Origin of the sequence: Herbiconiux sp. 11R-BC (genome assembly GCF_049472555.1) — a bacterium.
Lineage (GTDB): Bacteria > Actinomycetota > Actinomycetes > Actinomycetales > Microbacteriaceae > Herbiconiux.
On record NZ_JBCEBO010000001.1, the window covers coordinates 813,682 to 828,365 of the forward strand.

Genomic DNA, 14,684 nt, shown 5'->3' on the forward strand with positions numbered 1-14,684 from the left:
ACCGACACTGGCCGCTCGGGCCGGATTCACCGTCGCAAGTACTTCTTGAGCGATTCCTTCACCGTGTCGGAGATCGTGTTCGGGCCCCCGAGCACCACGATTCGATACGGGTCGAGGCGATCCAGTTGCGTCGCGACGGAGGGTGGGATCGAATCCTTCGTGACCAGGAGCACCGGCCCCCGGTCCGCGATCGCGGCGGCCGATCCGGAGAGCGCGTCGGGGAACACCGCACCCGACGCCACGTAGACCACGTCGCGAGCCGAGAACGCGTCTTGCGACACGTTGGCGGAGACCTCGAAGCGATCCAGACCGTCAACTCTCTTCACCGTCGGCGCCAGGGCTTTCAGCGCCGCGAAGGTGGCCTCGGAGATCGTGTTGGTGCCGCCGAGCACCACGATGCTCTTGGGCTGCAGTCGGCTGAGTTCGCTGCCGATGGCGCCGGGAACGGCGTCTTTCTCGACCAGCAGCACGGGTCCGCCAAGCAGACCGGCAGCGGCGGAGCCCGACAGGGCATCCGGGAACACAGCACCGGATGCCACGTAGGCGGTGCCGACTCCGGGAGCGAATCCGTTCGCCGAAATGGACGCCGACACGGCGAATCGATCGGCGCCGGCGATTCGCGACACCCCCGCGTCGAACGTACCGAGAGCCGTCTCGACGCCGGCGCTGATGGTATTGAGCCCGCCGAGCACGACGACCTTCGCGGGTTTGAGTCTCTTCAGCTCGGCCGCGATCGCGTCCGGCACCGAGTCCTTGCCGACCAGCAGCACCGGCCCGCCCTGCGCACCCGCGATCGCCGATCCCGAGAGCGCGTCACTGAACACCGCGCCCGAAGCGACATACGCGACAGGCACCCCGGGCGGGAAGGTCTCGGCAGACACCTCGGCCGAGACCGCGAACCGATCCACCCCACCGATCCGCTCGACCCGCGGGCCCTCCAGGCCCCGGAGGTAGATCTGCGCAGGCGCGGCCTCCGTGCCGCCCAGCAGGTCGCTCGACGCACTGAACGCGACCCATTTCCCGTCACCCGAGATGCTCGGATAGTCACCGCCCGAGCCTCCGCTCCCCCTCAACGGATCGGCCGCGGTGGCGCTGACCAGGTTCGTGACACCCAGCCGGAGGTCGCGCGAGTACACCTGCCCTATGCCTCTCGTATCAGCCCGAACCAGGTCGTCCGCGGAGGAGACGAAGGCCACCCGCTGCCCGTCATCGGAGATGGTCGCGGCGAGCGAGCGACCCTGGGCGGATTTCACACCAGTCGCGTTCACGCTCACCAACTCGGACGGGAGCGCCGACGTGTCCCGCAGATAGACCTGCTCGTCGACGGTGCCGACGGACTTCGGCGAGAGATTGCCGGCCTTCGAGTCGTAGGCAATGCGCCGGCCGTCCGCGGACACCACAGGGCGTAACGAATGGCCGTTTCCGCCACTGCTCCCGTCAGGGGAGACGCTCACCAACCCCGTGCTGCCCGAATCGATCGCATGCAGGAAGATCTGGAAGTACACGCCCGAAACGGCGTTGTTGCTGAGATTCGTCGAATTCGACACGAACGCCACGACCGAGCCATCTCGCGACAACGACGGCGTATAGGAATCGCGGTTTCCGCTCTCTCCTGGCGAGCTCAAACTCGCATCACGCGTGCTGAGCAGCCGGACGAGGGTCATCACCCCGCTCCTCATCTCCGCCCCGAAGATCCGACTAATGGAGGCAGACGTCCCCGGCAACAGATTCGACGCCACGGACGCGAAGGCCAAGCGCGATCCATCGCCGGACAGCGACGGCTCGAACGAGTTGTTGACGCCCGCGGCCGTGCCTGCCTCGTTCCGGCTGACCAGCTGCGTCGATCCGGTCGTCAGGTCTCGGAGGTAGATCTGCGTGTGACCGTCAAGGGCAACCGAGGTATCGAGATCGGTGGCGTACGACGTGAACGCCACATACCGGCCGTCGTCAGAGATCGACGGGTCGTACGCATGACCATTGCCCCCATCCGCGCCGGAGGCATTGACACTCACCAGCACGGTGCGCCCATTCGTGGTGTCTCTCACGTACACCTGGGACTTGTCCGGCGGCACCGGAATACTGGTGAGATTGTGCGCTTTCGATACGAACGCCACGAACCTGCCATCGGCCGACACCGAGGTCTGGATCGACTCGGCATCGCCGGCCTCGCCTGCTGGACTGACACTCACCAATTGCGTCTCACCGGGCGCCGGCACGGCCGTCGCCCCCGCCGCGTGGGCGGCAGGCAGACCCGCCGAAACAGTGATCGCGACGCCCACCGCGAAAACGGTCAGGGCACGTCGACGGTGGCTGGCAGTCATGGGCAGGTCCTCACTCGGGGCGATGAGCACGCACCAGATGAGGCTTGCCCATATCAGTTCATGAGCATATCTCGCTTACTCAGGAGATTCCAGCCCCAGCCCCAGCAGCCTCCCGCGCATCCAGCGCCCGCTGCTCGCGCCGGTTGCGGCGCCGTTCGCGGCCGCCCTCGTAGAGGTTGTAGAGCACCGGCAGCACGATCAGCGTCAGCAGTGTCGACGAGACGAGGCCGCCGATCACGATGATCGCGAGCGGCTGCGAGATGAAGCCGCCGTGTCCGGTGAGACCGATGGCCATCGGCAGCAGTGCGAAGATCGTGGCGAGCGCCGTCATCAGGATGGGCCGAAGACGCCGCGAAGCCCCTTCGATGAGAGCCTCCCGCACGGTGAGCCCTCGCCCGCGGTACTGGTTGACGAGGTCGACGAGCACGATCGCGTTCGTCACCACGATGCCCACGAGCATCAGCAGCCCGATGAACGAGGGAACGCCGAGCGGGATGCCCGAGATCACCTGCAGCGCGATGGCGCCGGTGGCCGCGAACGGCACCGAGACGAGCAGCAGCAGCGGCTGGACGAGGCTCTTGAACGTCGCCACCATCACCACGTAGACGATCAGGATGGCGATCAGCAGCGCGATGCCGAGCTGCGAGAACGCATCCGACTGGTCGGTCACCACGCCGCCCACCTTCGCGGTGGCGCCGGCCGGCAGCGAGACGCTGTCGAGCGCGCCCTGCACCTCGGTGCTCGCAGTGCCGAGGTCGGCGCTGTTCGGCGTGACCGACACGGTGGCGGTGCGCACGCCCTTGACCGTCGTGATGGTCGACGGGCCGTTCACCACCGACACGGTCGCGAGGGTGTCGAGCCGCACTGGGCCCACCACCGTCGGGATCTGCAGCGCCGCGAGCTCCGCCTGCGTGGTGGGCGGGTTCTCGGCGGTGAGGTAGATCGTGTAGTTCTTCTCGTCGATCACGATCGAGCCGATGTTCGTGGGCTGCATCGCCTGCGACACGATCCCTCCCACGGCCACCTCGTTGAGCCCGGCCTCGGCCGCCTTCGTGCGGTCGACCGCCACCTGCACGTAGGGCCGCGAGGCGCTGAGGTTGCTGGTGGCCTGCTTCACGCCCGAGAGCCCCTGCACCGAGCTGAGCACGGCATCGGATGCGGTCTGCAGGTCGGTCTGGTTGGTGGCCGACACGTCGATGGCGATGTCGGAGCTGCCGCCGAAGCCGGCGCCTGACGAGACCGTGATGTCGCCGGCATCCGGCAGCGCCTCGAGCGTGGTGCGCACGGTGTCCTGCAGAGCGGTCTGGTCCGCACCGGACGCCGTGGTGATGTTGTAGGTGATGGCCGAGTCGCCGCCGCCCGAGAAGGCGTCGCGCAGCGAGCTGCCCGAGGAGCCGATGGTGAGCTGCACGGTGTCGATGCCGTCGACGCCCTTGAGCGCCTTCTCCACCTCGAGCGCCGTGGCCGACTGCGCGTCGAGACTCGCGCCCACGGGCACGGTCTGCGTGACGGTGAAGGTGTTCTGGCCGCTGTCACCGAGGAAGTTCGTCTTCATCAGGCCGAGCAGGGGCACGGTGCCGATCAGGATGAACGCGGCGATCACGATGGTGACCACCGAGTGCTTCAGCGTCCAGCCGATGATCGGCAGGTAGCGGCGCTGCAGCGCGGTGGGCGGCTCGTCCTCGACCTCGACGCGGTGGTTGCGGGCACGCCGCGTGGGCACGAGGGCTTCGGATGCGACGGGCGCGGCCGCGACGACGGGCGCGTGGGCAGCGGGTGTGGCGAGCGCATCCGGGCCGGCGGCCGCGGCATCCGACGCAGCAGCATCCGCCACCGCAGCATCCGGACCGGCGGCAGCAGCATCCGTCGCCGCAGCACCAGCCACCGCAGTGCCCGCGTCCTTCTTCGCCTTGGGCGGCCGCACGAACCAATAGGCCAGCACCGGCACGATGGTGAGCGCCACGAGCAGCGAGGCGAGCAACGCGATGGTCACGGTGAGCGCGAAGGGCCGGAACAGCTCCCCCGTCGACCCGCCCACGAAGGCGAGCGGCAGGAAGACCGCGACCGTGGTGATGGTGGAGGCCGTGATGGCGCCCGCGACCTCGCGAACGGCGTCGACGATGAGGGCCGCTCGTGCTTCGCCGGCCTCCTTCGGCGTGAGACCCTCGGCCCGCAGCGAGGACAGGTGTCTCTTGATGTTCTCGATGACCACGATGGAGTCGTCGACCACGCGCCCGATCGCGATCGTGAGCGCGCCGAGCGTGATGATGTTGAGCGTGTAGCCCGAGGCCTGCAGCCCGATGAAGGTGATCAGCACCGAGGTGGGGATCGAGATGGCCGTGACGAGCGTCGACCGGATCGACAGCAGGAACACGAACACCACGACCACGGCGAAGAAGAGGCCGAGCAGGCCCTCGGTGGCGAGCGACTCGATCGACTGCTGGATGAACGGGGCCTGGTCGAACACCACGGTGAAGGTGGCTCCGGGCAGCGCGCTCTCGAGCTGCGGCAGCAGCGCGCGCACGCCCTTCGACACCTCGACGGTGTTCGCCGACGGGATCTTCGTGATCGAGATGGTGAGCGCATCCTGCCCGTTCACCCGCGAGATGGAGGTGACCGGGTCGTCGACGAGGGCCACCGTGGCGACCTGCCCGATGGTGACCGGCGTGCCGTCGGCGTTGAGGGCCGGGAGCGGGATGGCCGCGATGTCGTTCGTGGAGGTGAGCTTCGAGCCGGCCTGCACGGCGTAGCTCTGGCCGTTCTCGTTCAGGGTGCCGGCGGGGATCAGCTGGCCGTTGCCCGCGACGGCGTCGCTGATCTGCTTCGTGGTGACGCCGGCGGTCGCGAGCGACTGCGGGGAGGGCGTGATGGTGACGCGCTGCCCGATCTGGCCGAGCACCTGGGCGGCGCGCACGCCCTTCACGGCCTCGATGTCGGGCACGGCCGTCGTGGCGAGCTGCTGCGCGAGGGTCTTCTGGTCGGTGCCCGAGACGGCGATCGAGATGACCGGGAAGTCGCTGATGCTCGCCGAGAGCACCTGCGGGTCGAGGTCGGCGGGCAGCTGCGACTTGATGCGGTTGATGGCCTGCGTCATCTTCTGCTCGGCCGTGGCGAGGTTGGTGCCGTAGTCGAAGGTCGCGGAGATGAGCGAGAGGTTGGTGCTGCTGGTCGCACTCGTGGTCTGGATGCCCTCGACGCCCTGGATGGCCGTCTCGATCGGCGTCGAGACGTCGTCGTTCACCACCTCGGGGCTCGCCCCGGGGTAGGTCGTGAGCACCGCGAGCTGCGGGAACTCGATCGAGGGGATGAGCTCCTGCTTGAGGCTCGTGAGCGCGAGGCTGCCGAAGACGGCCACCACGATCGTGACGAGGGCGATCAGCGCCCGGTTCTTCATGCTGAGAACGGCGAGGAAATGCACGGGGTCGTCTCTCTGTCGATCCGAGGAGGAGCAGGTCAGATGGAAGCGAAAGCTAACTCGCTCAACTATCTCACCTTTCCCTGCTCCCCCCGGGTGGTCCTACTCGTAGCGCAGCGAGGAGATCGGGTCCTGCCGCGCGGCGCGCAGAGCCGGGATGGTGCCGGCCAGGAAGGCGATCCCCATCACGGTGACCACGATCGTGAGCAGGGCCACGGGGTCGAAGGCGATCAGCGTCAGCCCCGGGAGGCCGGACAGCAGCCCGTGCGACAGCACGCGGTTCGCGAGCGAGCCCACGAGCATCCCGACGCCCACCCCGATGGCGGAGCCGAGGAACCCGATGAACACCGCCTCGAGGCTGAACAGCCCGAACACCTTGCCGCCCGACATGCCCATGGCCTTCATCAGGCCGATCTCGCGGGTGCGCTCCTGCACGCTCATGAGGAGCGTGTTCACGATGCCGAAGCCGGCGGCGAGCAGCGCGATGATCGCGAAGCCGTTGAGCACCAGGATGATGCCGTCGATCACCGTCTTGAACGCGCCCAGGGTGTCGTTCACCGTGGTTCCGGTGAAGCCGGCGGTCTTGAGGTCGGCTTTCAGGGTGTCGATCTGGGTCTGCGACGCCGAGGGGTCGAAGCGCACGGTGGCGGAGGCGTAGCTCGCGGTGCTGGCCGCCGTGAGGCCGGTGCTCTGCGTGTTGTAGAGCGAGCGCATGAGGGCGTCGTTCGGCGTGATCGCGCTGCCGGCGATGAGACCCGGATGCGCGACCCCCACGATGGTGGCGTCGGCCGTCGACTGCACGCCCTTCGCATCCGTCACCGCGATGGTCAGGGTCTTGCCCACCGCCGCCGCGTCGTCGGCGAAGCCGAGCGGCGTCACGTAGGACTCGGGGATGGCGACCTGGAAGCCCGTGGCGTCGAACTGCGGCTGCGCGCCGGCCGCCAGGTCGAGCTTCATGCCCGATACGAAGCTGCCGAGCGTGGCCTGGTACTTCGTGCCGTCGCCGGCCACCACGTAGTCGGGCTTCACCGTCAGCGTCGGGGTGACGCTCGTGACGCCCGGAACGGCGGCGAGGGTGGTGAGGTCGGCGTCGGTGATGGCGGTCACCTCGGTGCGCGCGGCCGGGCCGATGCCCCCCGACCTCACGGTGGTGGAGTTCGGGTCGTAGACCTGGGGCCCGGATGACGCCGCCTCGGCCGGCGTCTTCGTGACGGTCATCACGTCGTTCGCCCCGATCGAGGCCACCGTGGTGGTGATGTACTGGTTGATGCCCGTGCCGACCGCGCTCGTGAGGGTCAGCGTGAAGGCGCCGATGAAGATCGCGATCACCGTGAGGGTGGTGCGGGTCTTGCTGCGCAGGCTGTTGCTGACGGCCGCGCGGATGAGGTCGAGGCCGTTCATGCCGCCACCTCCGTCGCCGAGGCGGCGGGGCCGGTGCCCGGCGCGGAGCCCGCGGCGGTCGCCGTCGTGGCGAGGGAGTCGACGACGAGACCGTCGCGGAGGTACACGCGGCGATCGCAGCGCGCCGCGAGGTCTTCGTCGTGGGTCACGACGATGAGGGTGATGCCGGTGCGCCGGTTGAGGTCGAAGAGGATGTCCTCCACCACCGCCCCGGTGGCCGAGTCGAGGTTGCCGGTGGGCTCGTCGGCGAAGATCACGCTCGGGTTGTTCACGAGCGCCCGGGCGATCACCACGCGCTGCTTCTGGCCGCCCGAGAGGTCGGTGGCCTTGTTCTTGGCCTTGTCGGCGAGCTCGAGCTGGGCGAGCGCCTCCATGCCCCGGCGCTTGCGCTCGGCTCCGTGCACCCCGGCGATCTTCAGCGGCAGCGTGACGTTGTCGAGCACGCTCGTGCCCGGCGTGAGGAAGAACTGCTGGAACACGAAGCCGAAGGTGGCGTTGCGGGTCTTGTTCAGGGTGGAGCCCTTCAGCGCCGCGGCATCCCGCCCGCTCAGCTCGATCTCGCCCGTCGTGGGCTTGTCGAGCAGCGCCAGCAGGTGCATCAGCGTCGACTTGCCCGAGCCGCTCTTGCCGACGATGGCGACCGATTCGCCCTTGGCGACGTCGATCGAGACGCCGCGGAGGGCCTCGAACTTGGTGGGGCCGCGGCCGTACGACTTGCGTACGTCTCGCGCGGCCAGAACGGGCACGGGCATGGGGTCTCCTCGAGGGGGATGATTCGGGCGGGGATGCCGGGCGGCCGGATGCGTGGTGCCGGCACTCCTCCATGCTCCCGTCGCGGTGCGGCATCCGTCGTCCCGCCGGCGCGGTGACTTCTGGCGGCCCGGGTCGTCTCCCGGGATGACGGCGGGAGCCCGCCGGGCCGTCGGCGTACCGCGATCGCGGTATGCCGGGTCACGGCGGCGGAGGGATGTGGGCGGGCGGGCGTTGCTGCGAGGATGGGCTGATGCTCCGCCGGTGGCGCCCTGGGCGTTCGGCGACGGCGCACGGCACCCCGTGCGACGAGAGCCCGAGCGCCTGCGGAACCGGCAGCGGAAGGGAGGTGCGCGATGACCGCTTCGTCCGACCCCGGCGCCGCGGCCCGCCGACGCCGGCGCGTGCTCGGAGTGGTGGGCACGGTCGTGAGCGTCGTGCTCGTGGCGGGCTCGGCCTTCGCGCCCGGCGAGCTCGGCGGCGCGGGCTGGAGCAGCATCCCCTCCGCCCTCGTGCTGCTGGCGCTCTTCGCCGCGGTGCTGCTGCGCAATCGCTTCCCGCTCGCGGCCGCGATCTCGGCGATCGCGATCGGCGCGATCGGCTTCGCGGTCGACGCCCCGCCGGGCGGCATCGCCTTCGGCGTGCTCGTCGTGCTCTTCACGGCCGCCACGCTCACCGACCGCCGCACCACGATCGTCGTCGCGCTGGTCGCCGCCGCCGTGCTCGGCACCGCCGCCGGGGTGTTCCTGCCCGAGACCTGGCGCGACGCGCGCACCGTGGTGCAGATCGTGGTGTTCGTGGGCTTCGTGTCGGCCGCGGGCGACGCCACGCGATCGCGCCGCGCCTTCATCGAGTCGATCACCGAGCGCGCCCTCCGCGCGGAGCAGACGAAGGAGGCCGAGGCGCAGCGCCGGGTGGCCGAGGAGCGCCTGCGCATCGCCCGCGACCTGCACGACGTGATGGCGCACCAGATCGCGGTGATCAGCCTGCACGCGAACGCGGCCACCGCCTCGCTGCGCACCCGGCCCGACGACGCCGAACGCTCGCTCGGCACCATCCGCGAGGCCGCGCGCACGGTGCTCGGCGAGATCGGGAGCCTGCTGACGGTGCTGCGGGCCGCCGACGGGCCGGATGCGGGGGCCGGCACGCTCGCGGGTCCGGGCAGGGGTGCCGGCGCCGGCGCAGTCGGCGCCGGAGCACCGGTGGTGCCGGTTCCGGGGCTCGACGACCTCGACGCGCTGCTCGCCGACTTCGAGCGCAGCGGCTTCCGCGTCGATGTTCGCACCGCGGGCGAGCGGATGCCGCTGCCGGCGCCCGTGGACATCGTGGCGTTCCGGGTGATCCAGGAGGCCCTCACCAACGCCCACAAGCACGGCAGCGACGGCTCGGCCCTGTTGAGCCTCGACTACTCCCCGGAGGCCGTCGAGATCATCGTGACCAACGTGGTGGAGACGGTCGCCGTTCCGGCGGGCGGCGCCGCCGCGGCCGGAGCCTCGGCGGGCCCGTCGATGCGTGCTGCGCCGCTGGGCTCGGGACACGGGCTCCTCGGCGCCGCCGAGCGCGTGGCCTCGGTGAACGGCACGCTCGAGACCGCGGCGGGCCCGGGGCCCGTCTTCCGCTTCACGGCACGGCTGCCGCTGGACGGCGCTGCGGCCGCGCCCGGCACGCCGGCCGCCAGGCCCGCATCCGCTGCGCCGCCGACCGCCTCCACAGCCGGCGCACCCGCCGACCCCACCGCGCCCGTGCCCCCGCCCGCCGCAGTGCCCGCGCCCCGCGCAGAAAGACCGTGCCGATGATCCGCGTGCTCCTCGCCGACGACCAGTCCCTCATCCGCACGGCCGTGGCCGAGCTCGTGTCGAACGAGCCCGGGTTCGAGGTGGTGGGCGAGGCCGCGAACGGGCGCGAGGCCCTCGAGCGCGTGGCGGAGCTGCATCCGGACGTCGTGCTCATGGACATCCGGATGCCCGTGATGGACGGCATCCAGGCCACCGAGGCGATCTGCGCCGACCCGGCCCTCGCCGGCACGCGCATCATCGTGCTGACGACCTTCGAGGAGGACGAGAACGTGCTGCTCGCCCTGCGCGCCGGCGCCTCGGGCTTCATCGGCAAGGGAACGGATGCGGCCGAGCTCATGCACGCCATCCGGGTGGTGCACGACGGCGAGGCGCTGCTCTCGCCGCGCGCCACGAAGACGCTGATCGGGCGCTACACGGCCCCGCCCGAGCCGCGCACGCTGCCCGAGCCCGCCGAGCTCGCGCTGCTCACCGAGCGGGAGCGTGAGATCCTGCTGCTGGTGGCGCGCGGGCTCTCGAACGCCGACATCGCCCGGCAGCTCGTGATCTCGCCGCAGACCGCGAAGACGCACGTGAACCGCATCATGCCCAAGCTCGCCGCACACGACCGCGCCCAACTCGTGATCATGGCCTACGAGTCGGGCCTCCTCGTGCCCGGCGAGGGGTAGGCCCCTCGCGACAGCGGGAGTCAGGCCTCCGGGGTGAAGCGGTAGCCCATGCCGGCCTCGGTGAGCAGGTGGTGCGGATGCGCGGGGTCGGGCTCGAGCTTCTTGCGCAGCTGGCCGAGATACAGGCGCAGGTAGCCCGTCTCCTTCACGCGGTCGGTGCCCCACACCTCGGTCAGCAGCTCCTGGTGGGTCACGAGTCTCCCGGGGTTGCGCACGAGCAGGTCGAGGATCTTCCACTCCGTCGGCGTCAGCCGCACGGCGCTGCGGTCGCCGTCGCGGGTCACCTGCCGCGCCACGAGGTCGACCGTCACGCCGCCGAACGACACGCTCGGCGCATCCGTGGCCCCGCCCGGGCCCGTGGCGGTGCGGCGGGTGAGGGCGCGGATGCGGGCGAACAGCTCGTCCATCGCGAAGGGCTTCGTGACGTAGTCGTCGGCGCCGGCGTCGAGGGCGTCGACCTTGTCGGCCGAACCCGTGCGGCCCGACACCACGAGGATCGGCACGGGCGACCAGCCGCGCACCGCCTCGATCACGGCGAGGCCGTCGAGCGCGGGCATGCCGAGATCGAGCATGAGCAGATCGGGATGCTCGGCCGCCGCGAGACGGATGGCCTCCGCCCCGTCGGCTGCCGTGACCACGTCGTAGCCCTGCGAGCCGAGGGTGATGCGGAGCGCGCGGAGGATCTGCGGGTCGTCGTCGGCGATGAGGATCTTCACGGAGCGGTCCCTTCGTGGGGCGGGGTGGGGGCGGGTGGGGAGGCGGGCGCGGTGGGGGCGGTCGGCGTGGCCGCATCCGGCGCGGACGGGGCGGCGGGCGCCGCGACCGGCAGCGTGACCACCATCGTGAGCCCGCCGCCGGGGGTGTCCTCGGCGTCGAGCGTGCCGCCCATGCCCTCCACGAAGCCCTTCGAGAGGGCGAGGCCGAGCCCGAGACCGGTGAGGTTGTCGGTGTCGCCGAGCCGCTGGAACGGCACGAAGACCTCGTCGCGCCGCTCTGGCGGGATGCCGGGGCCACGGTCGACGACACGCAGCTGCACGCTCCCGGCGAAGGCGCTGGCGGTGACGAGCACGCGCTCGCCCTCGGGGGTGTAACGCAGGGCGTTCGACAGCAGGTTCACGAGCACACGGTCGAGGAGCACGGGATCGGCGAGGAACTCGGGCAGTGCGCCCGGAACGTCGAGGTCGACCTGTTCGGGCCCCAGGCCGAGCTCGTCGAGCACGGCCGGCAGCACGTCGTCGAAGGCCACCGGTGCGAGCGAGACGCCGAGCACCCCCGCCTGCAGCCGGCTCACGTCGAGCAGGTCGGTGAGCAGCTGGGCCAGGGTGGCGAGGCTCTCCTCGGCGGTGGCGAGCAGTTCGTCGCGCTCGCCCGCACTGAGCTCTCCGGCACTGAGTTCGCCCGCACCGAGTTCGCCCGCCCCGAGCCCGCCGGCACCGGGCTCGCCCACGCCGAGCCCGCCCGCACTGAGCTCTCCGGCACTGAGTTCGCCCGCACCGAGCCCGCCGGCACCGGGCCCGCCCATGCCAGGCTCGCCCACACCGGGCCCGCCCGCACCGGGCCCGCCCACTCCGCGCCCGCCGGCCGCCGGCGCATCCCCGGTGACCGTCGCCCGGCCGTCGCTCGCGGCGGTTCCCCGCGGAGCAGGGCGACCCCGCGAGGCGGTCGACGACGCGGAGTCGGCGCGCAAGCCCGTCACCGCGGCGGTCGCGGCGGCGAGCGGCCGGCGCAGGTCGTGCCCGACGGCCGCGAGCAAGGCGCTGCGCACCCGGTCGGCGGCGGCGAGCGGCGCCATCTCCCGCGCGGTCTCCTCGAGGTTCGCGTGTTCGAGCGCGGCCGCGATCTGCACGACGATCACCGCGAGCAACCGCCGATCGGATGCCTGCAGCGCGCGCCCGCGCAGCTCCAGCGCGGTCTCGTCGTCGACCCCCACGCTCACCACCCCTGCTCCCCCTCCTCGCGACTCGCCAGAATCCGCCCTTTCGGCGCGATTTTGGGACGCTTTCTGGCGACTCGCGAGGAGTTCGGGGGGCGAGGACGGGGCGGGGGCCGGGGGGGAGGACGGGGCGGAGGCGGGGGCGCCCGGCACGGCTCCCGCCTCGGCGAGCACCCGTCCCGCGCGCACGAGGCGCACGGAGACGAGCCCGAAGGCCTCCCGGGTCTGCGTGACGAGCGCCTGCAGCGCGTCCTCGCCCCGCAGCACACTGCCCGCCACCGTCGCCACGAGCTCCGCCTCGGCGGCCGAGCGCCGGGCCCGCCGCGAGCGCCGCGCCGCCTGGTCGACCACGATCGACACGAGCACCGCGATCACCACGTAGAGCAGCAGCGCCACCAGGTGCAGCGGATCGGCCACGGTCACCGTGTACAGCGGCGCGACGAAGAAGAAGTCGAGCGTGAATCCACTCAGCACGGCCGCGAACAGAGCCGGCCAGATGCCGCCGATGAGCGCGGCCACCACCACGAGCAGCTGATAGCTCAGCACCTCGGTGGTGATCGACTGCTCGCTGCGCAGCGCCGTCAGCAGCCAGGTCAGCAGCGGCCCCGCCACCACCGCGAACCCGAAGCCGTAGACGCGCCGGCGCACGCTCAGCGAGCCGCCGACGCCCGGCAGAGGCACGCGCAGCCGCCCGCCCGCCGCCGCGTGCGTGACGATGTGCACGTCGATGTCGCCCGACTCCCGGATGACGGTCGCCCCGATCCCCGGACCCGTCACGAGCGCCGCGACGCGGCTGCGCCGGCTCACCCCGATCACGAGCTGCGTGGCGTCGGAGCTCCGCGCGAACTCCACGAGGGCCGACGGGATGTCGTCACCCACCACCTGATGGAAGCTCCCGCCGAGGCTCTCCACGAGCATCCGCTGCGCCTCGAGGGCACCCGGGTTCGGCTCGCGCAGGCCGTCCTGCGCGGTCACGTGCACGGCGAGCAGGCGCCCGCCGGCCGAGCGGGCCGCGATGCGGGCGCCCCGCCGCAGCAGTGTCTCGCCCTCGGGCCCGCCGGTGAGCGCCACCACCACGCGTTCGCGCGCCTCCCACTTGTCGCCGATGCCGTGCTCCGCGCGGTACCGCTGCAGCGAGGAGTCCACCTCGTCGGCGAGCCAGAGCAGGGCGAGCTCGCGCAGGGCGGTGAGGTTGCCGAGCCGGAAGTAGTTCGACAGGGCCGCATCCACCCGTGCCGCCGGGTAGACCTGCCCCTCGGCGAGCCGGTCGCGGAGCGCCTGCGGGGCCAGGTCGACGACCTCGATCTGGTCGGCCGAACGCAGCACCGCATCCGGGATCGTCTCCCGTTGCGGCACCCCCGTGATGGCCTGCACCACGTCGTTCAGCGACTCGATGTGCTGGATGTTCACGGTCGACAGCACGTCGATGCCCGCGTCGAGCAGCGCCTCGACGTCGCTCCACCGCTTCTCGTGGGCGAGGCCCGGGGCGTTGGTGTGGGCCAGCTCGTCGACGAGCGCGATCTGCGGCGCCCGGGCGAGCACGGCGCCGAGGTCCATCTCCTCGAGCTCGACACCGCGGTGCCGGATGCGCAGCCGCGGCACGATCTCGAACCCCGCGGTCATCGAGGCGGTGCCGGCCCGGCCATGGGTCTCGACGACCGCGATCACCACGTCCTTTCCGGCCGCGCGCAGCCGCCGCCCCTCTTCGAGCATCGCGTAGGTCTTGCCCACGCCCGGCGCCGCCCCGAGCAGCACGCGCAGCCGCCCGCGCTTCACGCGCGCCTCCCCGGGAATCCCGCGGTCGCGGCCCTGCACGAGCGCCTCGACGAGATCATCACCCTGCGACTCCTCCAGCCCGCGTGCCGCCGCGACGCGGGGCACTTGCACTAGAGCGTATTCGGCGCCGGTGGGCGGGTCGAGCGGCGGGCCGAGCCGCCGGTTCGTCCGCCGGTTCGCCCCCTCCGGTATTCAGTCTTGCTATCTACCGGTAGTCGGCGTTACTATCTACTGGTAGTCAGCAACACCGAGTAGTAAGGCGGGCCGATGGCCAAACAGATGACCGAGATGCTCAAAGGCACGCTCGAGGGCGTGGTCCTGGCCACCCTGGCCAGCCGGCCGGCCTACGGCTACGAGATCACGGCGCGGCTGCGCGACCAGGGCTTCTCCGACATCGTCGAGGGCACCGTGTACGCGCTCCTGCTGCGGATCGAGCAGCGCGGCCTCGTCGACGTGACGAAGGTCGCGTCGGAGAAGGGCCCGCCCCGCAAGGTCTACTCGCTCAACGCGGCCGGGCGCGACTACCTGGACGAGTTCTGGAGGAGCTGGAGCTTCCTCGCAGAGCGGATCGAACAGCTCCACCACCAGATCGAGAACACACCGAACACTCACGAAGGAGAGAAGTGA

General features: G+C 71.2%; 9 protein-coding genes. 3 read left to right on the forward strand and 6 right to left on the reverse strand.

Translation table 11 applies throughout. From position 1 onward, the window contains the following. Positions 1 to 26: 26 nt before the first annotated feature. The 4 genes from VD659_RS03645 to VD659_RS03660 form a co-directional block, all read right to left on the reverse strand. Positions 27 to 2,321 (reverse strand): cell wall-binding repeat-containing protein, encoded by a 2,295-nt coding sequence (locus VD659_RS03645; RefSeq protein WP_423259765.1) that lies wholly within the window; start codon positions 2,319 to 2,321, stop codon positions 27 to 29. Between the two features lie 79 nt (positions 2,322 to 2,400). Continuing rightward, positions 2,401 to 5,739, reverse strand: coding sequence for an efflux RND transporter permease subunit (locus VD659_RS03650; RefSeq protein ID WP_423259766.1), 3,339 nt, complete (start codon positions 5,737 to 5,739; stop codon positions 2,401 to 2,403). Between the two features lie 99 nt (positions 5,740 to 5,838). Then, positions 5,839 to 7,137 carry an ABC transporter permease gene (locus tag VD659_RS03655; RefSeq protein WP_423259767.1) on the reverse strand — a complete coding sequence of 433 codons (1,299 nt, stop codon included), beginning with the start codon at positions 7,135 to 7,137 and terminating at the stop codon, positions 5,839 to 5,841. Then, the gene (locus VD659_RS03660) at positions 7,134 to 7,889 is read right to left on the reverse strand and encodes an ABC transporter ATP-binding protein (RefSeq protein ID WP_423259768.1); all 756 of its coding nucleotides are present in this window, start codon (positions 7,887 to 7,889) and stop codon (positions 7,134 to 7,136) included. The genes VD659_RS03655 and VD659_RS03660 overlap by 4 nt, the downstream gene beginning before the upstream one ends. A gap of 354 nt (positions 7,890 to 8,243) precedes the next feature. Here VD659_RS03660 and VD659_RS03665 point away from each other — a divergent pair, with 354 nt between their 5' ends. Further along, complete coding sequence (locus VD659_RS03665; RefSeq protein ID WP_423259769.1) at positions 8,244 to 9,683, forward strand: sensor histidine kinase; 1,440 nt, start codon at positions 8,244 to 8,246, stop codon at positions 9,681 to 9,683. Then, positions 9,680 to 10,348, forward strand: coding sequence for a response regulator (locus VD659_RS03670; protein ID WP_423259770.1), 669 nt, complete (start codon positions 9,680 to 9,682; stop codon positions 10,346 to 10,348). Before VD659_RS03665 ends, VD659_RS03670 begins: the two co-directional genes overlap by 4 nt. Positions 10,349 to 10,368: 20 nt before the next feature. Here the strand turns inward: VD659_RS03670 and VD659_RS03675 are convergent, their stop codons facing one another. Together VD659_RS03675 and VD659_RS03680 are read right to left on the reverse strand one after the other, a co-directional pair. Continuing rightward, positions 10,369 to 11,064: a response regulator gene (locus tag VD659_RS03675; RefSeq protein ID WP_423259771.1), complete on the reverse strand. Its 696-nt coding sequence runs from the start codon at positions 11,062 to 11,064 to the stop codon at positions 10,369 to 10,371. After that, positions 11,061 to 14,162 (reverse strand): ATP-binding protein, encoded by a 3,102-nt coding sequence (locus VD659_RS03680; protein ID WP_423259772.1) that lies wholly within the window; start codon positions 14,160 to 14,162, stop codon positions 11,061 to 11,063. Before VD659_RS03680 ends, VD659_RS03675 begins: the two co-directional genes overlap by 4 nt. A gap of 162 nt (positions 14,163 to 14,324) precedes the next feature. Here VD659_RS03680 and VD659_RS03685 point away from each other — a divergent pair, with 162 nt between their 5' ends. Then, a complete protein-coding gene (locus VD659_RS03685; protein ID WP_137836638.1) occupies positions 14,325 to 14,684 on the forward strand; it encodes a PadR family transcriptional regulator in 360 nt (119 codons plus the stop codon).

What these genes read in the sequence shown, in the direction of transcription:
- VD659_RS03670 (WP_423259770.1), top strand. Translation starts at nt 9,680, where the DNA reads ATGATCCGCGTGCTCCTCGCCGACGACCAGTCCCTCATCCGCACGGCC.
- VD659_RS03660 (WP_423259768.1), bottom strand. Translation starts at nt 7,889, where the DNA reads ATGCCCGTGCCCGTTCTGGCCGCGCGAGACGTACGCAAGTCGTACGGC.
- VD659_RS03685 (WP_137836638.1), top strand. Translation starts at nt 14,325, where the DNA reads ATGGCCAAACAGATGACCGAGATGCTCAAAGGCACGCTCGAGGGCGTG.
- VD659_RS03655 (WP_423259767.1), bottom strand. Translation starts at nt 7,137, where the DNA reads ATGAACGGCCTCGACCTCATCCGCGCGGCCGTCAGCAACAGCCTGCGC.
- VD659_RS03665 (WP_423259769.1), top strand. Translation starts at nt 8,244, where the DNA reads ATGACCGCTTCGTCCGACCCCGGCGCCGCGGCCCGCCGACGCCGGCGC.
- VD659_RS03645 (WP_423259765.1), bottom strand. Translation starts at nt 2,321, where the DNA reads ATGACTGCCAGCCACCGTCGACGTGCCCTGACCGTTTTCGCGGTGGGC.